At 60.5% G+C, this 25,008-nt stretch carries 18 protein-coding genes and 1 pseudogene; 2 read left to right on the forward strand and 17 right to left on the reverse strand.

Annotated elements, in window-relative coordinates:
* Positions 1-311 precede the first annotated feature (311 nt).
* The 6 genes and pseudogenes from NX782_RS21870 to NX782_RS21895 form a co-directional block, all read right to left on the reverse strand.
* Positions 312-1,562 carry a site-specific integrase gene (locus NX782_RS21870; protein WP_258847609.1) on the reverse strand — a complete coding sequence of 417 codons (1,251 nt, stop codon included), beginning with the start codon at positions 1,560-1,562 and terminating at the stop codon, positions 312-314.
* A gap of 77 nt (positions 1,563-1,639) precedes the next feature.
* On the reverse strand, positions 1,640-2,176 hold the full coding sequence (locus NX782_RS21875; protein ID WP_156895508.1) for a hypothetical protein: 537 nt from the start codon (positions 2,174-2,176) through the stop codon (positions 1,640-1,642).
* Positions 2,169-4,652: a site-specific integrase gene (locus NX782_RS21880; RefSeq protein WP_258847610.1), complete on the reverse strand. Its 2,484-nt coding sequence runs from the start codon at positions 4,650-4,652 to the stop codon at positions 2,169-2,171. Before NX782_RS21880 ends, NX782_RS21875 begins: the two co-directional genes overlap by 8 nt.
* Positions 4,653-4,654: 2 nt before the next feature.
* Positions 4,655-7,684, reverse strand: a complete 3,030-nt coding sequence (locus NX782_RS21885; protein ID WP_258847611.1) for a hypothetical protein — start codon at positions 7,682-7,684, stop codon at positions 4,655-4,657.
* 142 nt (positions 7,685-7,826) lie between these two features.
* Positions 7,827-8,663, reverse strand: a complete 837-nt coding sequence (locus NX782_RS21890) for a thymidylate synthase (RefSeq protein ID WP_075791091.1) — start codon at positions 8,661-8,663, stop codon at positions 7,827-7,829.
* A 209-nt stretch (positions 8,664-8,872) separates the two neighbouring features.
* Positions 8,873-9,400, reverse strand: a pseudogene (locus NX782_RS21895) (thymidylate synthase); the annotation flags it as partial.
* A gap of 148 nt (positions 9,401-9,548) precedes the next feature.
* Between NX782_RS21895 and NX782_RS21900 the strand changes: the two are divergent.
* Positions 9,549-10,496 carry a type 1 glutamine amidotransferase domain-containing protein gene (locus NX782_RS21900; protein WP_258847612.1) on the forward strand — a complete coding sequence of 316 codons (948 nt, stop codon included), beginning with the start codon at positions 9,549-9,551 and terminating at the stop codon, positions 10,494-10,496.
* A 49-nt stretch (positions 10,497-10,545) separates the two neighbouring features.
* Here the strand turns inward: NX782_RS21900 and NX782_RS21905 are convergent, their stop codons facing one another.
* The 11 genes from NX782_RS21905 to wrbA form a co-directional block, all read right to left on the reverse strand.
* Positions 10,546-11,094, reverse strand: a complete 549-nt coding sequence (locus NX782_RS21905; RefSeq protein WP_258847613.1) for a hypothetical protein — start codon at positions 11,092-11,094, stop codon at positions 10,546-10,548.
* 76 nt (positions 11,095-11,170) lie between these two features.
* Positions 11,171-11,722: a hypothetical protein gene (locus NX782_RS21910; RefSeq protein ID WP_258847614.1), complete on the reverse strand. Its 552-nt coding sequence runs from the start codon at positions 11,720-11,722 to the stop codon at positions 11,171-11,173.
* Positions 11,723-11,874: 152 nt separating this feature from the next.
* Positions 11,875-12,966, reverse strand: a complete 1,092-nt coding sequence (locus NX782_RS21915; RefSeq protein WP_258847615.1) for a threonine aldolase family protein — start codon at positions 12,964-12,966, stop codon at positions 11,875-11,877.
* Between the two features lie 62 nt (positions 12,967-13,028).
* Positions 13,029-15,047, reverse strand: coding sequence for a methyl-accepting chemotaxis protein (locus NX782_RS21920; protein ID WP_258847616.1), 2,019 nt, complete (start codon positions 15,045-15,047; stop codon positions 13,029-13,031).
* Between the two features lie 120 nt (positions 15,048-15,167).
* Positions 15,168-16,964 (reverse strand): ABC transporter transmembrane domain-containing protein, encoded by a 1,797-nt coding sequence (locus tag NX782_RS21925; RefSeq protein ID WP_258847617.1) that lies wholly within the window; start codon positions 16,962-16,964, stop codon positions 15,168-15,170.
* Between the two features lie 42 nt (positions 16,965-17,006).
* The gene (locus NX782_RS21930) at positions 17,007-18,074 is read right to left on the reverse strand and encodes a lipocalin-like domain-containing protein (protein WP_258847618.1); all 1,068 of its coding nucleotides are present in this window, start codon (positions 18,072-18,074) and stop codon (positions 17,007-17,009) included.
* Entirely contained in the window at positions 18,074-20,629 is a 2,556-nt protein-coding gene (locus tag NX782_RS21935) for an ABC transporter permease (RefSeq protein ID WP_258847619.1), read from the reverse strand. The genes NX782_RS21930 and NX782_RS21935 overlap by 1 nt, the downstream gene beginning before the upstream one ends.
* Positions 20,617-21,060, reverse strand: coding sequence for a DUF4124 domain-containing protein (locus NX782_RS21940; RefSeq protein ID WP_258847620.1), 444 nt, complete (start codon positions 21,058-21,060; stop codon positions 20,617-20,619). Before NX782_RS21940 ends, NX782_RS21935 begins: the two co-directional genes overlap by 13 nt.
* 13 nt (positions 21,061-21,073) lie before the next feature.
* Positions 21,074-22,483, reverse strand: a complete 1,410-nt coding sequence (locus NX782_RS21945; protein WP_258847621.1) for an FAD-binding oxidoreductase — start codon at positions 22,481-22,483, stop codon at positions 21,074-21,076.
* Positions 22,476-22,874 (reverse strand): DUF2069 domain-containing protein, encoded by a 399-nt coding sequence (locus tag NX782_RS21950; protein WP_258847622.1) that lies wholly within the window; start codon positions 22,872-22,874, stop codon positions 22,476-22,478. Before NX782_RS21950 ends, NX782_RS21945 begins: the two co-directional genes overlap by 8 nt.
* A 3-nt stretch (positions 22,875-22,877) precedes the next feature.
* Positions 22,878-23,489 (reverse strand): NAD(P)H:quinone oxidoreductase, encoded by a 612-nt coding sequence (wrbA, locus tag NX782_RS21955; protein WP_258847623.1) that lies wholly within the window; start codon positions 23,487-23,489, stop codon positions 22,878-22,880.
* A 41-nt stretch (positions 23,490-23,530) separates the two neighbouring features.
* Here wrbA and NX782_RS21960 point away from each other — a divergent pair, with 41 nt between their 5' ends.
* Complete coding sequence (locus tag NX782_RS21960; protein WP_258847624.1) at positions 23,531-24,922, forward strand: YihY family inner membrane protein; 1,392 nt, start codon at positions 23,531-23,533, stop codon at positions 24,920-24,922.
* The last annotated feature ends 86 nt before the right edge of the window (positions 24,923-25,008 follow it).

Here is a 25,008-nt window from a genome sequence, read left to right on the forward strand (position 1 = left end):
CCCGGACCGTCGGCGGCGCCCAACGTCGAGGAGTTCAAGGAGGTGTGAACCGGGGGAAGGCTGTCGATCACCTCGGCAAACATTGACGACTTTACCCCTCAAGGACGACGTCAGTTCCAAGTGTCTGCTGAAAGGATCCTGCCTCCGACCGCGATTGTGTCGAGGTAGACCTTATGGCTTCCGGGCGATGATCATCTGGGAGCGACTCGTTGCTAACCGTAATCCACTGCCATTTTTAGATTTCCTGAGTCTCAGAAGCATGGGGAGGGACGGAATAAAAACGCCGGGCTTCGCCTTATTCGTTGTATGATTTATCTCGTACTACTATCAGTTTTTGCCCCCAATTTTGTTAGCGCCTCAAGTTCTGTTTTCCCTTTCGAAATCCGGTGTTCAACCAATGCGAGTTCTTGCTTCTTTGCCTTCAGCATCTGATCGATCGTTACCAAATCGTCATGTCCGGAAAGTCTTTGATATCTTTTCTTTAGGATGGTGACGTAGTCTCTTATACTATCCACGTTCCGATGTCCCGCACGTTCTGCGACTTTTCTTATAATAAGTTCCCAATCAATATCTTTAAACGTTCCGCCGTTTGAAATCAAAAGAGCTGTCGCAGCGTCTATTTCGGAGTGGAGGAGATTGGTGAGGTAGTGAGCGCGAATCCGATGCCCATGTCCCTCGACTTTAGCTTTTCCGAAAAATGCAGCAAATAGGTTGCTCATGGTTGTCAACGTCAAGGCTGCACCGGTCTTTGCCGAAATAAAAATTTCTTTTGGCTCCTTATAGGTCGAGATTTTTCTCCTGAATCGCTCGACGATATCTGCTCGTGGGCCCTCTATCCACTCCCGAGTTCGTTCCAGTAAGCTTGGTAGCACGCCTATATGTCTTGGCCTACCACCCTTGGTCTTAACGATACGCAATTCGCAGATATACCCGTCTCGGCGTAGATCATCAATTACAGACCACTCTGGAATTTGATCGACAGTCAAATTCTGCGCCTCGATCCGACGAACGCCCGTTTGGCCATACCAATCGATAAGCAGATGGTTGCGGTCCGTCAGGCTTGGGTTCTTCGGATTATCGGCTGCAATATACAATTTTGTCAGGTCTTCATTGGTGGGAGTAGGCTGAACACTATTGGCGTCATTCGCCCTCGGACGCACACCTGAAACCACCCCAAATCGTGAAGGACGAAATTTGCCAGGACGAGCACGCTTACTGGATAGCAGCGGCTCGAAATTTTGCCCATCGTTATGTCCGGGTATGCGTACGATGTCTTTTACATACCCGTTTACTTCAAGCCAACAGTACATGTCGAAAATTGCGTCGCATCGAGCTGTGGCCACATAAATTTTATTATCGCGATTTCTCTGTTGGTTCAACCATGTAAGAAGTTGCTTATCTGTTACCTCAGCGTAGTTCGCTCCTTCTCCTTCCAAGTAGTTCCAGAAAAGCTGAATATATTGGGCGTAGGTCTTGACTGAGCTGGTCTCAAGTTGTTCGTGTATAACGAGGTTACGTAAGTAGTCACACACCGGCGCCACGAAATGAAACAGAGAGTCCACGAGCAGGGGTATGCCAGGATAGGGTCTGTCAGCATAGACAAACCGATCGCTAGTGTATTCGAGATGACATTCCATAGTTAATGTCGATCGCTATCGTCGTGTGAACGTCGAACGGACCGGAGTGGTGTCACCTTTTGGTCGTAGTCCTTCATCCTATTAAGTTGAAGCAGAAGACGAGCTATTTCCTTATCCTTCTCCTGTAGCTCAGCTCTCGCGGCAGTATAATCATCCACATAGGATTGAATCCTCCTTTCTGCCGTTTTGAGTTGTTCACGCAAATTGCTGATCTCGCTTTCTTTTTTAGATTTACTTTGCCTTTTCTTTGCCAATCGTTCGAGAAGATGTTCCATTTTCTCGTGAAGTGCAGTGTATTCCACATCTGTTTCGTAGAGGGCGTTTCTGGAAAACCTTTCGATGCCAAGTGTCTCGTCTATCCATGCGACAAACGTCGCGGGGCGCATATTCTTTGGAATCGACTCAATAGCATTGGTCTCCAGTAGTTCCTCTAATTTCTTAAGCTTGAAAACATACTTCTTGATTGCGTCGTTCCGCCGCTTCAACGCAATAGCTGGTTTATTTGCTCGCGGTGTACCGGCATCGTTCATATTAGTCATCAGGGTCTCCCTGTGGTAAAGGGCATTGCGTTTCCGCCAAGGCAGCAATAAGCTTCTGATGAATCGCCCGGCTGGCTTCGCGGAGGATTGCCGGAGAGTCTTCAGATTCGGCAGTCTCTTGATGAAACTTGATGGCGTTAATCAAGGAGCTCTGCGCAGATGGCGTTACCATGCTAAACGCGCAGCCGGTGCAGGTAATTTCGCTGGCTTGACCGTGATCCGGTTCCGAGGAATTCGTGCAGTTACAGGGACGCTTCTTGTGTGCCTTTCGAAGCACACAGTATCCCCAAGGGAATCCTGTCAATGAGACGCCCGTACGCTCGACTAGTCGCTCAAGTTTCTGCTTGTACTTGCGAGGCGAAACAACATCTGTATGTTTTGCCATCTGAGCATGAAGTCGTTGCGCAACTTGTTTTAATCGCGTGCCTTCCGAACCGCCGATATAAGTCAATCCTAGGGCCGCGCTGGCAAGAATGTTTGCGGTGTGCTCCTTGTCGACTTGAGCGATGATTTGCCCGATTTCGTTCTCCGAGGCGTAGCGACGGGTCATTTCACTGGTGAAGTGTCTCAGATGATACTGCAATGCGCCCCAATCGCCCTTATCGTAAATCCAGATATAAAGAATCGCGAAGAATCGCCGGAACTGATGCGGCTTGAACGTCCATGGTGTGCCATCTTCCAGTCGAGGAACGTCTACGAAATATCCAAATTTGCGCAAATTTTCGGCTAGGCGAAAAACCGGAAAATTCATCTCGCTTATTCCGTAGGTTCTATCAGATCCTGGGACATTGTACTGGAAGACATAGGGTTCATCAGTGAGCCGCCTGGCTCGCTCGCTCAATTTTTCAAGAACGTTTACCGCGGCCACCACTACCTCTGGAACTGGAATGCGTGATTCGGTCTTCAAAGTCTTATGGATGAAGCATTCAAGCCAAGGTTGACCAGAGTCATCAATATGAACACAACCTGCTTTGAGACCTATAATCTCCGAGGCGCGCCTGGCACTAAAGGCAGCGATAACCACGGCGCAGGCAGTCATTAAAAATAGAATGGCAGAGTGGAGACTCATCCCATCACGCAGCGATTCGGCACGGGATTGTTCGTTCGAGGATTCTCCGGTGTCGCTAATCCGAGTCGGTACTATAGGAAACGGACTGGCGGGACCCGTCGGCCAAGTTCGAAACGAGTCTAGATGCTCAGCATATTTAACGGCGGCGCGACCCGGGTCCGCCTCATATACGATCTCAGCGTGGCTGTATAACGCTAGCAGGGTCGGAGCATAGTCGAGAACCCACCGTACAGAGCGCTCAATAAGACATGTTGCTTGCGCGACTGGAATAGTTCCGGTACGACCGACTTCCCGGCCGAGTTTCTGTGCTTCGGCTCGCGCAGATGTCGAAAAGAACGGAGCGCTAGTTAATGCATCTTCCAGATACCGTCGGTGATCGTAAAGGTATTGGAACGACATGAGAAATCGACGAAGGTGTTCTTCGGATACGGGCTTGTCGTCATAATCGTCCTTCGATTGCGCTAGCGCCGCCTCTGTTTGATCCGGTTGCTTTATTTCACTTAAGGTATTGGCCTTACCCTGACGTGGTACTCTCCGATTGTCCGTTTTAGTTGCTCCGGCTTGGTCAATGTATTGGTTGCTGGAAGTGTCCCGATCGATGATGACTGAATCGACGCTGTTATTCGCGTTTCCCTGCCCTAAAAATTCGGGTTCCGGGTTATTATTCACTTCTTTGCTCTGCGATTTCTTTGTTCTTGCTTTTATGAAGCCTGGCTGGTATAGCATGCACAGTGCTTCGGTTTCGTCTAAAAGCGTTATCAGGACACCAGACCGGCCGTTTGCTGCAAATGTGCCGAGCCCTGCATCGCTGAGAATAGCCATCCTGTCGAGAACTGCAGAGTTGATACTTTGGTTTGCTTTTTTTCGTACGGGGAAAACACGCATTGCTTTCCACCGACGCGTTTCAAGATCGTCATCAGCATGAAAGTTTGCTTCTGCAATTAGATTCTCAAGGTGTCGTTCCAAAATCGATTCAGTATTTAAGACGTTGTGGACACCATAGACCGCAGCACAGGCGTATTCCTCGCGGTCAGCCTTAGTGAGATCGGAGAAACGCTTTATGCCGCGGCTTATCATCCAACACGCGAGTGTGGTCAGGTTGCTTACGATTGTTGCTTGAACATCTGCACTTTCGACTTCGGCGAGGGGGCCAGTGCGGACGCCGTACGCGATGCGTTTAACCGATTCGTAGAGATTGGGGTAGTCAGAAAGAACTCCTCCATTAGGTATCTTCACGTTGAATGTCAGCACCCTGGGAGGCTTATTGCCAATATTCCGAACTGTCCAATCATGGGCGCTGTAAGGGCCAATCAACATCCATTCTGGTGAATAGCCCTTATCGCTGTGGAGAATAGGCGGTATAGTGCTGTCAACCGCTCTTGATTGAACCAACTGTGCATGCACCATGGCTAGAATAACTTGAATGGTCTATAAGTAGGACGACGAGCGTTTGCCTTTTCTGTCGCCTGTAAAAATGCAGACGCAGTGTCGCCTAGTGCGAACTTAGCAAGCGCTACTTCTGCCAATGCAAGCCACGGAAGCCACCGTGTCTCCCAGGCTTCTGGATGCGCTTTCGTAGCCTCGGCTTCCTGGGACTTCAGATATTCCTCGAAAAGGATCAAATCGGTTATGTTATCTACAGTCCCAACAAGGTAGCGCATTTCGCAGTTTGGGCACGCGTCGAGTCTCGTGCAACTCTCTCCTCTACGTGTGCCAGGTTGGACACCCGCCTTTGGATTCAAACATGCTATCCCGAGGCCTGATCTCGCAGCGTCTGAAAATAGCGCTTCCGCCTCCTCTGGGGAAATACCAAGTTTCTCCGCGGCACCTTCGATCGAAGCAATAATTACAGATTGAAATAGTCGGGTGAATTCGCGTACTTTCTGAACATAAACGAGCTTCGTATGCGTTCGATGCGTGTAGTTATTACCTGTTGTTGAAGATAACACGTGGTCCGCAATCGCCTGAGCGGACTCTGTACTTACTGCTGGATCTTCATGCTGCACCTTTAGCAAATACGATGGTCTTATGAACGATGGGCGTATAGGAAGATCTCTTAGCTCAGCATGATCTTGTAGGAATTCTTTAAAATCGTCCCGAGCCCGAAATTCTGTAATCCCAATAATATCGTTCTGGCGTGTGTCAAGGAATAGTAGCTCTGCTACTTCCCCATTCGCAATCTTGCGGTTGCGGGAAGACATGATTTCGTAATGCTGAATAGCCTGTACGGCCGAGAGCTCGTGGCCAGGCTGAGGTTGAATCGGAAGACAGTCATTAATGCGCTTATATCCGGCCCGCGCTTTCAATCCGAAAGACACGATCATGTGGTTGGGATCTTCCGATTTTCGAAGACACGCAAGCGGCATCTCACGCACCACCTCACAGTTCGCTCCCGTATCTATGAGAATGATGGTCCACAACGCGACCGTTGCTCGCTTATGAGGATGAAGATATGCATGTAGGGCTTCGTTGCCACCCCACTGTCGTTTAATATGATGGTATCGGCCACTGATACCATTGGCATTGCCGCCTAGTGCTCCGATTAAGAGATTCAGAGCGTTGCCTAAATGGCAATCCGTCTTGCCTGATATGAGCCTCGTCCTATTGCGACTGCGCTCTGAAACTGATCGCTCCGGTCGGTCCAGCAAATCTACCATTTCTTCTGGCGAATGTGACGCATTCGCCAGTGCATGCTGTCCCTTATTCCAATGTTCGAACCAATGAAGAAAGTCTTTCTCTGCGCAACGACGAATCGCCTCCAGGCGGTTTGCGTTAAGCCGCGCAATCTCCACAACCAAGGCGTCTAAAGTTAACGCTCGTACTTTGGCGGGAGGTAAATTTGCGCAAAGAGCATTGATGAATTCACGCGCTTCTTCCTTATCGCTCTCGTCGAAATATTGGCTGATCTTATGTGTTGCGGCATGTAGTTCTATGGCGCTTTCGTCTAACAGTGCAGTTTTCGCGGAGCTGAGTTGCGCGAGCGAGGGTCGATTCTTCGTTTTTAATGTCGACTTTGCCCCTTTTATTCCCTTTAGTTTCACGGCAGGCACCAGTAGGCTATCGGCAAGTGCAGCCCATAGCCGATTCATTGCCTGTATCTTCATGTGCTTTGTGATGTCTAGTACGTGCTTCGCCGGGCTAGAATTAATAAGGTGGTCCCGCCACTCATAAAGCATCTTTTCCCACCGCGTGGAATCTAGACTTGCGTATTCATGTGTTGCAAGAGTTGAGAAAAATTCCGCTTCGAAGCCGCTCTGTTTATGTTGCTCAAGGAAGAGCAGAAGCGAGGTGAAGACGTGGTGGTAGTCTTTCGCTTGCGTTTCTGAGCCGGCCCCATAAAACCTATAGAGTATAGGTATTGCCCTTAGTAAAAAATATCGAGCTAGAGGTTGGAATGTCCTGTAGTCATACGGCATTTTCCTTTTGTGTTTTTCAATCAAAAAAGCGAAAGGAGATAAGGGCACCGCCTCCGCTCCTTCATCGGGATCGGCTTTCCGGGTGACGTTTGCGGTTCCTGAGGCAGCTCGCTTTCGTCCCTTGGGAGAAACTATTTCGAATTTCTTCGGGAGTAAGCCTGCAACTGCCATATGCGCCATCAGATTGTTCGTACATAGACGATGTCGATCCTTCGTCTTCGGCGAGAGTAAGTCTCCTGTCCGATCCGAAACTTGATCTGCAAGAATTAGATTCCCTAGTCGCTCCACAAATTGCCGCCAGTCTTCTTCACTGAGCGCTTGAGCCGACACATAGCCTTCTTCGACAAAAAAAGCATAGAGGCTTCGGATAAAATGATCAAAGCGACTAGCATAATTGGCGAGCCAAGTTCTTTCTTCTACGCCTGCCGTTTGTCGCAAATTCTTTACAAGAGTACAAGCGGATTCCAAAAAATCCCTTCCGATTATGTCTGCGATATCGGTGTAGTCGTACGTGACCGCATTTCCCCCCTTCCAAGGGGTAGTCTGCAAAACATGGTACGGCCCATCTTTCGACAGAACCTTTGGATCAAAACGCATGGGGATCAAGCCCGCCTTAGCATATCGTGTTAGCGTTCCAAGGTAGCGACTCTTGAGCTGTTTTTTTCTTACGTCGGATTTTTTTTGGTCGCTTTCGATACGGCTAATTAACCGAGTGGTGAATTCGTTCCAGTCGGCTATCTCCATAGCGTTGGCAGTGGCAATGTTCTTTTTATTCAGAACAGACTCTATGGTGGTGAAGACTAACTGCAGATGTGAAACATACGCCTCTACGCAATACTCGGTCGTGTAGCCCTTTGACTGCGCCATGGCGAACTCGTGCTTGGCCAGGGCGCAAATCTTCTCAACGAAGTTGGGCCCGAGTCGGTTCGCAAACGAAGAATATTCATGCGAAACAGGTTTGTCTCGTACCTTCGTCTGCACGACTAAGTAAGGGTGGGTCAGGTCAGGGTCTGCAGGTTTCATTCCAGTGTCGCCGCTAACGAATCAGTAATATTGCCCAGCGAGAACAATCGGCCTGAGTCAACGCATTATAGCGAGCCCATTCAAACTTTACTTGTGCGTCGACGTTTCGCTAAGTTCCTGCGAAGTCGAATTCAGATGCGAATCACTTAGCGATCGGAGCAGGAATGTGCGGATGCGGGTCGTAATTTATAACTTCGAAATCCTCGAACTTGTAATCGAAAATTGAGGCTGGCTTGCGCTTGATTACTAGTTTTGGCAATGGTCGTGGCTCGCGGGTAAGTTGTAGGCGTGCCTGCTCTAAGTGATTGGAATAGAGATGCAAATCTCCGATCGAATGGATAATTTCTCCCACTTCAAGGTCGCACTGTTGTGCAATCATATGAGTAAGGAATGATACGCTCGTACAGTTGAACGGGATGCCCAAGTACAAATCACCTGAGCGTTGCGTTAGATGCGTCGAAAGGCGCCCGTTAGCAACGTAGAACTGATACATGATGTGGCAGGGCGGCAAAGCCATTTTGCCTTCAAGCGCATTGAGTTCAGGTGCTTTTGACTCGTCAGGCAAATATGCGACATTCCAAGCATTGATAATATGACGCCGACTGTCAGGGCGCTTTTTTATGCCATCGATCAAGGCTGCAATCTGGTCGTAGGTTTCTCCGTTCGGGCCTTTCCAAAACCGCCATTGTGCACCGTAGACTGGACCGAGTTCGCCTTCCGGAGTTGCCCACTCATTCCAGATTGAAACGCCATTATCGTTTAGGTACTTGATGTTTGTATCGCCCCGTAGGAACCACAGGAGTTCGTGCAGGATGGACTTAATATGAAGTTTCTTGGTCGTGAGCAACGGAAAGCCGTCGCTCAGATCGTGTCGATACATGCGACCGAAGACCGACAGGGTGCCGGTGCCCGTTCGATCGCCTTTATGGACCCCGTTGTCAAGTACGTCACGCAGCAGGCTAAGGTATTGCTTGTCCATCGTATGTGGTCTTTCATGGCTTGTTGAGATGCCTGCCTCGCTATGCCGGCGGGGCGCCCAGATTCATCCGGATTATCCGAACTCGAACGTTGTATAGCGTAACACAAATTCTGACGCTAGTATAGGTACTGTACCTATAGATGGAGGGTGGGTAAGTACTTGATTATAAATGGTTTTATCTATGGGTACAGTCGGGGCATGTGGCAAAGAAATGGCACGCCCAGGAAGATGTCGGCGCTGCGCTGATAAAGCTGGCAGGACAGCTTGCCGTCGGCCACGTAGAACTGGAACAGGGCGTGGCAGGGCGGCAGCTTCATGCGCGGCACGTCGGCCACGTTCCAGGCCGAGACGATCATCCGGCGCGAGTCCGGATCGTTCTTGATCTGATCCAGCACCTGGCTGATCTGGTCGATGTGGCTGCCGTCCGGGGCCGGCCAGCTGCGCCACTGGTAGCCGTAGATCGGCCCCAATTCGCCCTCGGCATCGGCCCATTCGTCCCAGATCGAGACGCCGTTGTCCTTCAGGTAGGCGATGTTGGTGGAACCTGCCAGGAACCAGATCAGTTCATGGATGATCGACTTCAGGTGCACCTTCTTGGTGGTGACCAGCGGGAAGCCGTCCTGCAGGTTGAAGCGCATCTGGTGGCCGAACACGGAACGTGTGCCGGTGCCGGTACGGTCGGTCTTGACCGCGCCATGGTCGCGGACATGGCGCATCAGGTCTGAATATTGGCGCATCTGGGTGTAAAGCTGGAGTAACAAAAGGGCATTTTACCCGATCAATGAAAACCCTCCAGGGTATCGCTGCGAACGCTGAATAAAATTTTTCGACGCCGCGACAACGGCTTTTTATCGAACGTCGGGACATCTGCATTCACGGTACTGTATGTCCTCGCTGCGATCTGCCGAGACTGGCGCCCAGGGCAAGTACTGCTTCCTGACAAGAAGTGCTGCCGCCCCATGTCTTGAATCTGCGATTCAAGGGCAATTGCAACTTGTTGACTTTATCGATGAACGCACAATGGAGGACATGATGAATGGACGTAAGACACTGGCTGGGCAGCGCATTGCCGTGCTGGCGACGGACGGCTTCGAACAGGTCGAACTGAGTGTGCCGGTCACCGCGCTCAAGGCAGCAGGGGCGCAGGTGGATATCGTCTCGCTGCACGGCGGCACCATCCGCGGCGTCAACCTGAACAAGCCGGCCGGGCGGGTCGACGTCGACAGGACGATCGACGAGGTGAGGGCGGGCGATTACGATGGGCTCCTGATTCCCGGTGGTTTCATCAACCCCGATTTGCTGCGTCAGTCCGCCAAGGCGCGCGACCTGGTGCGTGCATTCGACGACCAGCGCAAACCGATCGCGACCCTGTGCCACGGGCCATGGCTGCTTGCCTCGTCCGGGCTTGCGGAAGGGCGCGCGCTGACCTCATGGCCCGGCGTGCGCGACGACATGGTCAACGCAGGGGCCACATGGCTCGATCAGGAAGTGGTGCGTGACGGGAACTGGGTGACCAGCCGCGGTCCGCAGGACATGGTGCCCTTCGTGCGCGAGATGATCCAACTGTATGCAGGCGGTCCGGCCAGCAACGGCGCGCTGAGGCGCCGCCATTCGGATCCGCAGCGCGAGCGTCCGGCGGCCTGGGCGACCGCCGCCATGCGTCTGATGCCCAAGGCGTCGATGGGTACCGTGCTCGGCATCGCATTGATCGGCGGCGGGCTGTACGCGGCGAGTCGGGCCGGGGCCGGGATGGGGCAGCGAGGAGCGGGCCGCGCTGAGGCGTGTGCTTGGGCGGTGTTTTCATTATTCGGCAACAGATGCGATGGCTTGTGACTGGCTGCCTCCGGGTGTTTGCAGACTCTCACAGCCGTCGCTCCCGACCCTAAGCGGACGGTCGAATAGTGACTAATCGTGGTTGCGCATTGACGAATAAGACCAGATCACGAACCGTGTTTATCTTCCCGTAGAAGGGGTTCTTCTCGGTTTCATCAAGCGCGTGACCAGAACGCGCAGCAATGTCTACCAACAAGTCCTCGATGTCGTCGGAATCGATGTGCAGGTCGTCGAGTAATGAGTCCGATGCGCGCACGGGGAAAGCCGACATGTAGGACTTCATCAGTTGCTGGATTTCCTGATGTGCTGCACGAATGACCCAGGTATCGACATCCCTGGTCGAGAAACTCCGGGCAAAGGTACATATCGATTCCTCAGCACGGGTGCTGCATATCCCTTCAAGTCTGCGCTTTTCCTGTTTGTTGATGACAGCTACACAAACACAGAACGCAAAGATCAGAGCGGCTGTCACGTACCGAGCCGTGTTCGACGAGGCATAGACAAAATACCCAAATCCAGCCAACAAGACTCCCAGCAACCACACCCACGAGATGCCCTTCTCGCTGCGTGGTGGAATGAGTCTTGATGGAGAGCGCATAGTTTTCATCCTGTCGGTAGGTTGAAGCGAACGTTTGCTTCTGGCCGGTCTCAGCCGGATTGGCTTGAGTTATTAGCTATCTTCTGGAAGCGAACCATGCATTCAGCCACGCTTCGAAATCGGGATGCATCGCACGGGCCGAAGCTATCGATTCGTTTGGCACTTCCGGCGCAACAATCCCAAGAGACTGATCAAGCCACGAGCGAAACTCGTTCAACCGGGGTGCTGGAGGATCTGCTTGCTCGACGCTGCCCCAGCTCACTGCGAAGCCGAGCTCGTCCGCGCCGATCGCGAGAAGAGCCAAAAAATCACGTAAAGAACTTGCCAACAAGCAGTTGTCTGTACCTTCGGAGCCGAGGAACACCACAGGCGCATTTTCGACTGTCCTGCCCGGATAGGCCCAGAGTGCATAAAGAGACCCATCCGGTCCGTGACCGATAACGATGAATTGCTGGGCAGCCTCAGCATCACCCCCAAACCATGCGGCGTCCCCAAACCGCCATTTACCCAGTTCAAAGTAACCGCTATACCAGTCATTAGATTGGTTTTGGAACCGGCGTAGCGCTAGCAACACCTCTGGAGCTCTTACGTCGGCTGGGAAATTTAGTTGGAACTCGTCTTCGCTCATCTTCAGCTTGATTAATGTGCTGGTTGAAGGTCACTGTTGGCCCGGTTGCAGACCTATTGCAGCGTCCGCTAACGACTGCGCCCCAACCGGTAACCCAACACTTGGCACATCCTTACAGGCGTTTGGTAATCACGGGATTTACACCAGTGCTCTCAATCACCGCGCTGCACCTCGGCCGCCAGCAGCGCCGCCACCTCCCGCATCCGCCCGTCCGGCGTATCAAGCAGGTTGTCGCCCACATACAGCTCGAAATACGAAGTATCGGGCAGCACCCCGTGATTGATGCGATGGAAGATCCACACGCCATGCTCGGCCGCCAGCTTGCGCCGGATCTCCAGCGCGCGCTCGCGGCCCACCGGCAGGTGCACGTGCAGCATGTTGGCCTGCGGCGCGGCCGGGTTGAGTTTCAGCACCCGGTGCGCGCGAAGGACTTCATACAAGAACTGGGTGCGGCGGAACAGGGCCGGCATGCTGGCCAGGCGCGTGTCGAACTGCATCGCCGCCGCCACCACGTAGGGCGACTGGTGCACCAGCTTGCCGCCCTGGCGCGCGAACCAGCGGGCCGCGCGCGCCACGAACTCGCGCGATCCCAGCAGCATCGCGCCGCCAAGGCCGCCGATGCCCTTGTACAGCGAGACGTAGACCGAATCGAAGCCGGCCGCGATCTCGGCCAGCGGGCGCCCGTAACCGGCGGCCGCTTCCCACAGGCGGGCGCCGTCCATGTGCAGGTGGATGTTCTGTGCTTTGCAGTGCGCCTTGATGGCCTGCAGTTCGTCCCAGTCGGACAGCTGGCCGCCGATCTCCCGCATCGGGATCTCGAGGCCCACGGCCGACAGGCGCTCGGGGATGCCGGTGATGTCGGCGGCCGTCCAGGGACGGTGACGATCGCCCACCGACAGCGCGTCGAAGTGCTCGAGCAGCTGGTAGTTCGAATTCTCGTGCACGAAGATGTGCGAGGTCGGGTGCAGCGCGACCGGCGCCTTGCCGCGTTCCATGGCGGCCAGGCGCAGGGCGGTCACCTGGGTCATGGTGCCGGAAATGCAGAAGACGGCGGCCTCGAAGCCCAGCAGCGCGGCGAGCTTGCGCTCGAAGTCCTGGATCAGGGCGCCTTCGCCGTAGACGTCGTGGGCGATGCCATTGGCTTCGCACCAGGCGGCCATGGCGGAGAACATCTCGCTCGGGCGGCGCGGACGGTGGCCGGGGAGGATGGTGGTGCAGCGGGCAAGCAGTTCGGTGTCGCTCAAGGAAGACTCCAGTGGCAAGGCTAAGTGACCGCCACTGTACACCGAACTGCCGGGGCCGTGAATCAGTAGGCGCTCAGGGCCGGACGGTTCGCGGCTTCGCGGGCGGCCTGCGCATCGTCCAGCTTGAACAGGCGCACCGCGCGTGCCAGCTGCTCGGCCTGTTCCAGCATGGCCTGTGCAGCGGCGCTGGCTTCCTCGACCAGGGCGGCGTTGTGCTGGGTGACCTGGTCCATCTCGCCGATCGCCTGGTTGATGTGCTCGATGTCGCCGCTCTGCGCGCTGCTGGCGGCGCTGATGCGCGACATGATGCCGGTCACCTGCTCGGCGCTGCCGAGCACCTCGGCCATCGTGGTGCCGGCTTCCTGCACCAGGCGGCTGCCGGCGTCGACTTCGGCGCCGGAGGCCTGGATCAGGGCCTTGATCTCCTTGGCCGCGGCGGCCGAGCGCTGCGCCAGGTTACGCACCTCGGAGGCCACGACCGCGAAGCCGCGGCCCTGTTCGCCCGCGCGCGCCGCTTCGACCGCGGCGTTCAGCGCCAGGATGTTGGTCTGGAAGGCGATGCCGTCGATGACGCCGATGATGTCGGCGATGCGCCCGGACGAGGCCTTAATCGCTTCCATGCGCTCGATCACCTGGCTGACCATGCGGCCGCCTTCCTGGGCCACCATCGAGGTGTTGACGGCCAGCTGGTTGGCCTGGTGGGCGTCGCCGGCGTTGCGGCGCACGGTCTCGGTCAGGTCCTGCATCGAATTGGCGGTGGCGGCCAGGGTCGCGGCCTGCTGTTCGGTGCGCGCGGACAGGTCGAGGTTACCGGAGGAGATCTCGCTGGAGGCATTGACGATCTGCTCGGCGCCGGCGCGCACCTGGCCGACCACGTTCGACAAGCCCTTGCCGATCTCGTTCATGGCAGCAGCCAGGCGGCCGATCTCGTCGCGGCGCGTGTCTTCCAGCGCGACGGTAAGGTCGCCCTGGGCCATGCGCACGGCGGCGTCGCGCGCCGCGCCCAGCGGACGGGTGACGGTGCGCTTGATGACGGTGTGCAGGATCGCCGCGAAGATGCCGAGGGCCAGCAGGCCGATCAGGATCGCGCGGTTACGCAGGGAGACGGCTTCGCGGACAATCTCGTCCTCGTAGGTGCCGCCGGCGATCAGCCAGTTCCAGTCCTTGAACAGGGTGTAGGCGGCGATGCGCATGCGCGGCTGGGCGTCGTCCGGGTTCTGCCAGGGGTAGAGCGTGATGCCGTCCTTCGACGCCAGCATCTCGCGCACGAACTGGCGTCCGGTGCTGTCGCGGCTGTCGAGGATGTTGCTGCCTTCCTTGTTCGGGTGGACCAGCAGGTCGCCGTAGTTCTTGCCCGGCGCGGCGTTCAGCACGTAGAAGTAACCGGTGTCACCCACCTTCATGCTCTTGATGCGTTCCTTCAGCTGGGCGACGTCGGCGCTGATGTCGACGCCGACATACAGCACGCCGATCACCTTGCCGGCGGCATCGCGCACCGGCTCGTAATCGGTGATGGTCTGCTTGCCGAACAGGGTCACCAGGCCGATGTAAGGCTTGCCGGCTTTCAGCTGGGCGTAGGCCGGGCTGGCATGGTCGAGGATCGTGCCGACGGCGCGGTCGCCGTTTTCCTTGCGCACCGAGGTCGTGACGCGCACGAAGTCCTCGCCGTCGGCGGCGAAGATGGTGGCATTCGCGCCGGTGGTGCGGGTGAACTGGTCCGGAATGCTGAAATCGAGATTCAGCGCTTTGCCGTCGTGGAGCAGGGTCGGCACCTGTTTGCCGCCCACGGCGACGGTATTCGCGGTGTCGAGACGGTATTCGCCGGCCAGGCTGGCGGCGAAGATCTTGCCGAAGCTGACCGCTTCGCTCGACACCGCCTTGTCGAACATCTCGACCGTGGCGGCGACGGTATGCAGCTCACGCTGGATGTTGGCGGATGCGCGTTCCTGCAGCAGGTTGGAGGTGGTCCAGCTGATGACGGTGACGAGCACCGCGAGGATCAGGCCGACCAGCGCGAAGGTGAAGACCGTGATCTTCGAGCCGACCGACCAGCGCGATACGTCGAGCGTGGGCTTGTTCATGGGATACGGGTATGCAGTAAGGGTCCTGCATCATACCGGAAGTATCCGTGCGGCAACTACGGGATAAGCCTTAATTCGATGTAATTACGCAACAAATTCTTATGCACGCATATACTTTTGTTATGCCGCCTGCACGTGATGGAACTGCAGCGCCGCCAGGTTGGCATAGATGCCGCCCAGCGCCACCAGCGACGCGTGGGTCCCGGTCTCGACGATGCGGCCGTCTTCCATGACGATGATGCGGTCGGCGCGCTGTACGGTCGCCAGGCGGTGCGCGATGATCAGCGTGGTGCGGCCGACCATCGCCGCTTCCAGCGCGCTCTGCACCAGGCGCTCGCTCTCCGCGTCCAGCGCGCTGGTGGCTTCGTCGAGCAGCAGCAGCGGCGGATTCTTCAGCAGCGCGCGGGCGATTGCGATGCGCTGGCGCTGGCCGCCCGACAGGCGCACGCCGCGCTCGCCCAGGTAGGAGGCATAGCCCTGCGGCAGGCGCTCGATGAATTCGTGGGCGGCCGCCATCTTGGCCGCGGCAATCACTTCGGCGTCGCTGGCCTCGGGGCGGCCGTAGCGGATGTTCTCCATGGCGTCGGCCGAGAAGATGACCGTATCTTGCGGCACGATGCCGATCGCACCGCGCAGCACCTGCAGGTCGAGGTCGCGGATGTCGGTGCCTTCCAGCAGGATGCGGCCCGATTGCGGATCGTAGAAGCGCAGCAGCAGCTGGAACAGGGTGGTCTTGCCGGCGCCCGAGGGGCCGACCACGGCCACCGTCTCGCCGGGTTTGATGTCCAGGTTCAGGTGCGCCAGGGCCGCATGGTCCGGACGCGAGGGATAGGAAAAGCCGATGTCCTGCAACTGCAGCGAGGCGCCGCCGGCATGGCGCGGCGGCAGCGGCTTCGGCTGCAGCGGGCTGACGATGGTCGAGCGCAGTGCCAGCAGTTCGAGCAGGCGCTCGGCGGCGCCGGCCGCGCGCTGGGCCTCGCCCATCACTTCGGACAGTGCGCCCACCGCGCCCGAGACGATCGAGGCGTACAGGATGAACTGGCCGAGGTCGCCGCCGGTCATGCTGCCGGCCAGCACCGCATGCGCGCCCAGCCACAGCACGAAGACGATGGCGCCGAACACCAGCACGATGGCCAGCATGGTGAGGATGGAACGCGCGCGGATGCGCCGCATCGCGGTCTGGAAGGCTTGTTCGACCGAGGCGCCGAAACGCTGCGCTTCGCGGCGCTCGCCGGTGAAGGACTGCACGGTCGGCATGGCATTCAGGATTTCGCCGGCGAGCGCGGAGGCATCGGCGATGCGGTCCTGCGAGTCGCGCGAGAGCGCGCGCACGCGGCGCCCGAACAGCACGATCGGCACCACCACCAGCACCAGCAGGCCGAGGATGATCGAGGTCAGCTTGGCGCTGGTCACGAACAGCATCGCCAGGCCGCCGACGAACAACAGGGTGTTACGCAAGGCCAGCGAGATGCTGGTGCCGACCACCGACTGGATCAGGGTGGTGTCGGTGGTCAGGCGCGACAGCACCTCGCCGCTGCGGGTGGTTTCGAAGAATTCGGGGCTTTGCTGCACCACGTGGGAATACACGGCGCTGCGGATGTCGGCCGTAACGCGCTCGCCGAGCCAGGACACCATGTAGAAGCGCGCGGCGGTGGCCACGCCCAGCACCGCGGCGACGCCGAACAGGGCCAGGAAGGTGGCGTTGACGTTCTCGATGCTGCGTCCACCGGCGGCGGCGCCGAAGCCGTGGTCGATCATCTGCTTGAAGGCATACGGAATCGCCAGGGTGGCGCCGGCGGCAACCAGCAGGGCGATCCCGGCCAGCACGAACTGGCGGCGGTAGGGCTTCAGGAAGGGCAGCAGGCGGGCCAGGGCTTTGAAGGTGCCCTGGCGGCGTACGTTTGCATCGTTACTCATGTGTCCTTGGTTCTTCTTTTCTTGTGATTCAAAGTCCGGTGATTATAGATGCAGCGGGTCGACGTAGCCGGTCAGCTCGAGGTAGCCGCGGCCCAGCCGCCGGCCATCGCGCTCCACCGTCACCGCGCCTTCCCAGTAGACCGCACCGGTCGAGCGGCGCGAGTCGAGTTCCTGGTCGGCTTGCAGGGGCTTCAGCTGCCAGGTCGAGGTCCCGGTCTTGATCGTGGTCGCTACCGGGTAGCTGGCGCCGGTCCGTGGCGAACGCCACAGCGTCTGCGGCGTGAAGCTTACCTGTTCCGGCGCATATTGGCTAACCCGGCCGGCGGCATCGCGCAAAGTGGCATGGGCCCACAGCTTGGTGCCGTCCTTGGCGCGGATCTGGAAAGCCATCAGGGCGCCGCCGTCGTCGAGGTTGATGCCCGTCCAGTCCCAGCCGGCCGCATTCGTCTCCAGCACCTGGCTCGACCATTCGTGATCCAGCCATGCCGTGCCCTTGACCTGCACCGCCTTGCCGGCGCGGCTGACGGTGCCGAGCACGCGCAGCTGCGGCTCGCTGTAATAATAGCTGGCGTGTTCCGGCTTGGGGCCTTTGCGCGAAAAGCCGGCTTCGCCCTGCAGCAGCACGGGCTGGGTCGGCGCCAGCTGCAGTTCGAAGGCCAGTTCGGCGCCACGTACCGCTACGCGGTAGCGGCCGTCCTCGTCGCGGCGCATGGACCAGTCCTCGAGTTTCACATCGGTGGTGCCGGTCTTCGCCCAGGCCAGGCCGAAGCCCTCGCGCGCGCTGCGCTGGTCGTGCAGCAGGCGGCCGGTGGCCGGGTCGGACAGCGCGGCGTGGCCGATCACCAGCTGCTTCGGCGCGAAGGCGCTGGGGTTGGCCGGATCGTGCCCGGTACGGCTGCGGAAGAAGGTGACCTGGAAGCCGAGCGGTTTGCCGTCCGGCGTCTCCAGCCAGCCGGTCACGTACCACCACTCGGTGCGGTGCTCGGGGTGGGCGCCGAAGTCCTGCGGGAACACCAGCGCGCGGCCCGGCGTGACCGGGGCGAATTGCGGCGGACCGGCCAGTGCGGCGCCGGCCAAGAGGCAAAGCGCAAGGAACAGGCGGCGCAGCATCACCAGTCCTCCCGCACGGCCCGCACCGGCCCGCCGGACAGCGCATAGCGGCCCGACACCAGCGCCGTCGCCACCGAGGCGCCGACCAGCACCGCCGCCACGCTGCCCAGCAGCGGCCAGGGCAGGTGCAGCTGCATGGTCCAGTGGAAGGATTGCGGATTGACGACATACACCAGGATCAGGCTGATCAAGAGGCCGAGCGCGAAGCCGGTCGCCACCCCCAGCACGGTCAGCGAACCGCCCTCCAGAGCCAGGATGCGCAGCACCTGGCCGCGCGACACCCCCACGTGGCGCAGCATACCGAACTCGCGCGCCCGTGCCAGGGTCTGGGCCGAGAAGGTGGCAGCCACGCCGGACAGGCCGATGGCGATCGCGATCGCTTCCAGCAGGTAGGTGACGGCGAAGCTGCGGTCGAAGATCCTGAGGCTGGCGGCGCGGATCTCGCCGGGGCTGGCCAGCTGCAGGGTGGCGCCGAAGGGCAGGGCGCGCAGGCGTGCGGCCAGGGTATCGGTCGAGACGCCCTTGGCCGCCCACAGCGCGGCATCGGTGACGGTGGCGTCGCCGGTCAGGCGCCGGTAGTCGGCCAGGCGCACCACCACCGAGCCGGATTGGTTCGCATAATCGCGCCAGACGCCGGCCACGAAAAAGTCCTGCTTGCGGCCGCCCAGCGGCAGCGCCAGGCGCTGGCCGGTGCGCACGCCGTACAAATCGGTCATCGCTTCCGACACCCAGACCGGCAGCGCGCCCGCGGGCGCCGGTACGTTGCTGCCGACCAGCGCCAGCAGGCGCCCGGGGTCGGCGGCATCGATGTCGCGCGCGATCAGGGTGATGGCGGGACGCGCCGGGTCCAGGGTCAGCGGCCGGGTGCGCAGGAAGGCCGATTGCGACACGCCCGGCAGCGCGGCAATCGCGGCCTGTTCGCGCTCGCCCAGGCCGCCGGTATTGCCGCCGGACGCCGTGCGCACATACAGGTCGGCCGGCAGGATGTGCAGGATCCAGTCGTCGACAGAGACCCGGAAGCTGGCCACCATGATGCCCATCGCGACCATCAGGCTGAAGCTGGCCAGCACCCCGCCCAATGCGATCGAGGCCTGGCCGGGCGCATTCGCCAGCCGCGCCAGCGCCAGGTTCAGCACCGGCGATTGCGCCGCCGCGGGCCGTCGCAGCTGCAGGCGGTTCAGCAGGCGGAAGCTGGCGGCGGCCAGGCGCGGCATCAGGCCGATCCCGCCGATCAGCAGCAGGGCCACGGCAAAGTAGCCGAACAGCGGCAGCTCGAACACCGGCGGCGCGCAGGCGCAGGCGCCGGCCAATGCGAGGCAGAGCAGTGAGGGCCAGACGCGCGACAGGCGCTCGAGCGCGGTTTCGTCGTTGCCGGACTTGAGGGCAACCGCGGGACGGGCGCGCGCCGCCTCCCAGGCCGGCGCCGCGCAGCCCAGCAGGGCCACGCCCAGGCCGAGCAGGAAGAAGACCAGGGCCGCGACCGGCGTGAACACCACGGTCGGCTTCACGCCCGGGAAATAACCGGCGCCGAGGTCGCCGCCGAAGAAGGCCAGCGCCGCCGCGGCCAGGCCGTAGCCGGCGGCGATGCCGAGCAGGGCGCCGATCACGCCCAGGCTCGCGCCTTCGACCAGCACCTGGCGCAGCAGCGCGCGGCGCGGCAGGCCCAGCACGCGCAGCAGCGCAAACTGGCTGCGCCGGCGCAGTACCGACAAGGCCTGGGTCGAGAACACCAGGAAGGCGCCGGTGAACAAGGCAACCAGCGCCAGCACCGTCAGGTTGACGCGGTAGGCGCGGCTCAGGTTGTTGTTGCGGCTCTCCTGATTGGCGTCGTTCGGCGCCGCCACCGTGAAGCGTCCCGGGAAGTCCTTTTCGAGTTCGGCGGCCAGGGCGCGCTCGAAGGCGCCGCGGTCCACGCCCTCGCGCAGTTTCAGGTCCACGCGCGACAGCTTGCCGAGCTGATGGAAGCGCCACTGCAGCGCGCCGATGTCCATCACCGCCAGGCGCTGGCCGCTGCGCGCACGCAGGATCGGGCCGGCCACGCGCAGCGGCACGTCCTGGGTGCCGGCGCGCAGCCTTAACGTCGAACCGGTCTGCACGCCCAGCCAGGCCTGGGCCGCCGGCGACAGGAAGATCGTGTCGTCGCCCAGCACGTCGGTGCCGCGTCCGCTGGCGGGCACGCCGCTCAAATCGGGCGAGATGGCGCCGGCGCGCAAAGCGTCCAGACCGACGATCTTCAGCGAACCGGGCTTGCCGGCCAGGGCGGCGTCGACCTCCAGCACCGGCGAGGCCAGCGCCACGCCATCGCGGGTCGCCAGGCGCGGGTAGATATGCTCGTCGAACTGGGCTTCGCGCCCGGCCACCTGCAGGTCGGCCTGGCCGGCCAGGCTCTGGATCGCGGCGGAGAATTCGTTGAAGGCGGCGGCGTTGATCAGGTGGATGGCAAAGCCCATCGCCACCCCGACCGCGATGGCGACCACCGCCAGCAGGGCGCGCATCGGGTGCGCGCGCCACTCGCCGAACAGCAGCCAGCGCGATAGCAGCCTCAGGCCGGACATTCCACCGCCAGGGCCTCGGCCTGGCGCCGCAGTTTAAGGCGCGCCGCCTCGTGTTTCGGGCCGCGCACCGTGCGCGCCAGGTCTTCCTCGGCCCATTTGTGACGCAGGCGCAGCTTGTCGCATTTCTTGCGCTGGGCTTGCATCGCCTTGGCCTGGCGGATCTGGACACGGCCTTCCTTTTCTTGCGCCTTTTCGCGTGCGATGCGGGCTTTTTCCAGTTCCAGCAGGGTGCGGGCATCGCCGCCCTGCGGCCCCATCGTGTCGCCAAGCGGGATGCCGGCCGGCGGCGGGGGCAGGGGCCTGGAGGCGCCCTGTGCGCAGGGGCGGTCGGCGTAGCTGGTCTTGCCGGCTTCGACGCACTTGTACACGGTCTGGGCCTGTGCGGCACAGGCGAACAGGCTGAGGGCGAAGATGAGGAAAAGGCGGGTCACGCAGCACTCCTGGTCAGAGAATTTTGCCAGGGTTCATAATGCCCAGCGGGTCGAGCGCGGCCTTGATGGCACGCATCAGCTCGAGTTCGACCTGGGCCTTGTAGCGCGGCAGCTCGTCGCGCTTGAGGGCGCCGATGCCGTGTTCGGCCGAAATCGAACCGCCAAACGCGGCCACGCTGTCGTGCACGATGCGGTTGATGTCGCCCTGGTAGGCCAGGAAGGCTTCATGCGGCGTGCCGGCCGGCGGGGCAATGTTGTAGTGCAGGTTGCCGTCGCCCAGGTGGCCGAAGCAGACCACCTGCACCCCGGGCCAAGCCTGGGCGAGCAGGGCATCGGTCTGTTCGACGAAATCGGCGATGCGCGAGATCGGTACCGAGATGTCGTGCTTGATGTTCTTGCCGTCCACGGCCTGGGCCAGCGGGATGTGCTCGCGGATCGCCCATAGCGCGCGCGACTGCGCGATCGAGGTCGCCACCACCGCATCCTGGGCCAGCCCGGCTTCCAGCGCGCTTTCGATGGTGCGTTCCAGCAGGCCCACCGCGTGCTGCTCGGATTCATGGCTGGACAGTTCGAGCAGAGCGTACTGCGGATGCGGGGTCGGGAAGGGTTGCGGCAGGTCCGGGAAATGCTTGCCGACCAGGCGCAGGCACAGTTCGCTCATCAGCTCGTAGCCGGTCAGGGTCGGACCGGCGGTGTCCTGGGCCAGCTGCAGCAGCCCGAGGGCGTCGCGGCAGCTGCGCAGCGCCACCAGCGCCGTGATGCCGGCCTTCGGCTGCGGGAAGAGTTTTAATACGGCACCGGTGATCACACCCAGCGTGCCTTCGGCGCCGATGTAGAGGTCGCGCAGGTCGTAGCCGGTATTGTCCTTGCGCAGCCCGCGCAGGCCGTCCCACAGCTCGCCCTGGGCGGTCACGACTTCCAGGCCCAGGCAGAGCTCGCGGGTGTTTCCGTAGCGCAGCACGCCGGTGCCGCCGGCATTGGTCGCCAGGTTGCCGCCGATGGTGCAGCTGCCCTCGGCCGCCAGCGACAGCGGGAACAGCATCCCCTGGCTGCTGGCCGCCTGCTGGATGTCGTACAGGATGCAGCCGGCGTCGACCGTCATGGTGCGGTTGACCGGGTCGACGGCGCGGATGCGGTTCAGGCGCCGCAGCGACAGCACCACGGCGCGGCCGGAGTCGTCGGGTACGCTGCCGATCACCAGGCCGGTGCGTCCGCCCTGCGGCACCACCGGCACCCGCTGCGCCGCGCACAGCCGCACCAGGGCCGCCACTTGCGAAGCGTCGGCAGGGCGCAGCACGGCGCGCGCGCGGCCGGTGTAGCGGCCGCGCCAGTCGCTCAGGTAGGGCGCGACGTCGGCGTCATCGGTCAGGACGTGGGCGTCGCCGATCAGCTCGCGGCATTGCGCGAGGAAGCTGTCAGTCATGCGGCACTTTGACCTTGTCGAGCAGCTCCTTGGCCAGCTTCTGCGCCTGCTTCTTGTAGGGCCGCAGGTAGAGCAGGGCGAACACGAAATAGCAGCAGACCAGCAGCGCTTCGCCCAGCGCCATGATGCGCGAGATCTCGCCCTTGTCGCTCCAGGCCCGCACCGCGCCTTCGACGAAGTAAATCAGGATGACCATCGACGACCACTGCAGCGTGTAGAGGTCGCGCTTGATCACGCCGCGCAGCGGCAGCAGCAGCGGCAAGGCCTTGAGCGCCAGCAGCGAGCCGCCCGGGTGCAGCGGCGCCACCACGATTTCCCAGGCCAGCAGCCAGATGCACAGGATGACCAGGCTGGTCACCGCTCCCGTATGAAATACCCGATGCACTTGCATTGTCTATTCCATCCCTTGTAGCTTGCAGCTCGCGAGCGCCAGGCGCCGGCCCAGCGCGACCGCCAGCCGCTTCTCGTCGTCCGTGATCGGGCGGTTGCCGTCGACGCCGGACCAGTGGGTCGCGCCGTAGGGGCTGCCGCCGCTTTCGGTGGTCATCAGTTCCGGCATGGTGTAGGGCAGGCCCATCACCATCATGCCGTGGTGCAGCAGCGGAATCATCATCGACAGCAGGGTCGACTCCTGGCCGCCGTGCAGGCTGCCGGTGGAGGTAAACACGGCCGCCGGCTTGCCCGACAGGGTGCCGGACAGCCATTGTGCGGAGGTGCCGTCGAGGAAGTACTTCATGGCCGCCGCCATGTTGCCGAAGCGGGTGGGGGAACCCAGCGCCAGTCCGGCGCATTCCGCAAGGTCATCCAGCTCGACATAGGGCGCGCCGCTTTTGGGGATGTCGGGCTCGGTCGCTTCCGCCACGGTGGACACGGCCGGCACGGTGCGCAGGCGCGCCTCGGCACCGGGGACGCTCTCGACGCCCTGGGCGATGAGCTCGGCCAGTTTGCGGGTCTTGCCATGACGTGAGTAATACAGGATGAGGATGATCGGATTGGTTGGGTTCATCGTTGGTATTATAGGGCGGTTTATTCCTTCAACGCGTCCAGATGCTCTCGAAATCCGTCTCCACCATTTCCCGTTCCACCAGCGAGATGATCAACGTCGGCGTCGACATGGTACGTGGCCTGACCTGGGCCGAGGCGCGCGACCTGATGCGCTTCGCGCGCAAGCGCCTGCTGGACGAGAAACTGCCGCAGGTGGCGGGCAGCCTGACCTTCACCACCACGCTGGCGCTGGTGCCGCTGCTGACCATCGTGCTGGCGATTTTCACGACCTTCCCGATCTTCGGGCAGCTGCGCTCCGCGCTCGACCATTATTTCGTGCAGATGGTGATGCCGAAGGCGATCGCCAACACGATCACCTCGAACCTGACCCAGTTCGCCAGCAAGGCCACGGGGCTGTCGGCGGTGGGCGCGGTGGCGCTGGTGCTGACCACCGCGGCCATGATCGGCATGATCGAGCGCGCCTTCAACCAGATCTGGCGCGTCAAGCGCCCGCGTCCGCTGGTGCAGCGGGTGCTGATCTACTGGGCCCTGGTGACGCTCGGGCCGCTGCTGTTCGGCCTGTCGCTGACCCTGACCTCCCAGCTGTTCAGCGCCACCACCGGCCTGATGACTGCCATTCCCCTGGTCGGCACGGTGTTCTATACGGTGGTGTCGGTGGCCCTGACCACCGGCGCCTATACGCTGCTCTACATGACGGTGCCGAACCGCTGGGTCGATTGGCGCGACGCTCTGTGGGGCGGGCTGGTGGCGGCGATCGCCTTCGAGGTCGCCAAGCGCGTGTTCGCGATCTTCATCCGCCAGTTTCCGACCTACGCGATCATCTACGGCGCGCTGGCCGCGCTGCCGCTGTTCCTGCTGTGGATGTACCTGTCCTGGCTGATCACCCTGGTCGGCGCGCTGCTGACGGCCGCGCTGCCGGTGGTGAAGTACGAACGCTGGTGGTACGAACCGGTGCCGGGCGGGGCCTTCGTGGACGCGATGGCGATCCTGAAGGTGCTGCACGGCGGCGCGGCCATCACCGGCACCGCGCTGGTGACCGGCGCCCAGATCCGCGCCCATACCCGCATCGGGTATGACGAGATGAGCCAGCTGCTGGAGCAGATGGTGGCGGCGGGCTGGGTCGGCCGCGTGCATGCCGAGGAAAGCGTGCAGGTGATCTGGGGCCGTGGTGCGCGCGAGGGGGCCGACGGCTGGGTGCTGCTGGTCGATCCTTCGCTGATCCGCCTGTCCGACGTCTACCGCCGCTTCGTGTTCGGCGGCGCCGGGCTCGATATGGGGGCAGGACCGGGCACCATGACGGGCAGCATCGCCGGCACCCTCGAGGCGACGCCGGTGTCGCCGCTGGCGCTGGACACGGCGGCGCTGGCGCGCCGTGTCGAGACGGCCGTCGAACGGGGCCTGGACCAGACGCTGGCGGAGCACTTCGCGAGCTGATCCGGTTGTTCCGTGTCTCTTTTGTCACAGGGAAACAATTTACGCACTTGAATTGTGGAATCAAAAGTTGCCTGATGTTACTATTG

Source organism: Massilia norwichensis, from assembly GCF_024753245.1.
GTDB classification, from domain to species: Bacteria; Pseudomonadota; Gammaproteobacteria; order Burkholderiales; family Burkholderiaceae_D; genus Telluria; species Telluria norwichensis.

What these genes read in the sequence shown, in the direction of transcription:
- NX782_RS21925 (WP_258847617.1), bottom strand. Translation starts at nt 16,964, where the DNA reads ATGAGTAACGATGCAAACGTACGCCGCCAGGGCACCTTCAAAGCCCTG.
- NX782_RS21890 (WP_075791091.1), bottom strand. Translation starts at nt 8,663, where the DNA reads ATGGACAAGCAATACCTTAGCCTGCTGCGTGACGTACTTGACAACGGG.
- NX782_RS21880 (WP_258847610.1), bottom strand. Translation starts at nt 4,652, where the DNA reads ATGGTGCATGCACAGTTGGTTCAATCAAGAGCGGTTGACAGCACTATA.
- NX782_RS21910 (WP_258847614.1), bottom strand. Translation starts at nt 11,722, where the DNA reads ATGAGCGAAGACGAGTTCCAACTAAATTTCCCAGCCGACGTAAGAGCT.
- NX782_RS21945 (WP_258847621.1), bottom strand. Translation starts at nt 22,483, where the DNA reads ATGACTGACAGCTTCCTCGCGCAATGCCGCGAGCTGATCGGCGACGCC.
- NX782_RS21930 (WP_258847618.1), bottom strand. Translation starts at nt 18,074, where the DNA reads ATGCTGCGCCGCCTGTTCCTTGCGCTTTGCCTCTTGGCCGGCGCCGCA.
- NX782_RS21905 (WP_258847613.1), bottom strand. Translation starts at nt 11,094, where the DNA reads ATGCGCTCTCCATCAAGACTCATTCCACCACGCAGCGAGAAGGGCATC.
- wrbA (WP_258847623.1), bottom strand. Translation starts at nt 23,489, where the DNA reads ATGAACCCAACCAATCCGATCATCCTCATCCTGTATTACTCACGTCAT.
- NX782_RS21875 (WP_156895508.1), bottom strand. Translation starts at nt 2,176, where the DNA reads ATGACTAATATGAACGATGCCGGTACACCGCGAGCAAATAAACCAGCT.
- NX782_RS21950 (WP_258847622.1), bottom strand. Translation starts at nt 22,874, where the DNA reads ATGCAAGTGCATCGGGTATTTCATACGGGAGCGGTGACCAGCCTGGTC.
- NX782_RS21935 (WP_258847619.1), bottom strand. Translation starts at nt 20,629, where the DNA reads ATGTCCGGCCTGAGGCTGCTATCGCGCTGGCTGCTGTTCGGCGAGTGG.
- NX782_RS21885 (WP_258847611.1), bottom strand. Translation starts at nt 7,684, where the DNA reads ATGAAACCTGCAGACCCTGACCTGACCCACCCTTACTTAGTCGTGCAG.
- NX782_RS21960 (WP_258847624.1), top strand. Translation starts at nt 23,531, where the DNA reads ATGCTCTCGAAATCCGTCTCCACCATTTCCCGTTCCACCAGCGAGATG.
- NX782_RS21900 (WP_258847612.1), top strand. Translation starts at nt 9,549, where the DNA reads ATGTCCTCGCTGCGATCTGCCGAGACTGGCGCCCAGGGCAAGTACTGC.
- NX782_RS21920 (WP_258847616.1), bottom strand. Translation starts at nt 15,047, where the DNA reads ATGAACAAGCCCACGCTCGACGTATCGCGCTGGTCGGTCGGCTCGAAG.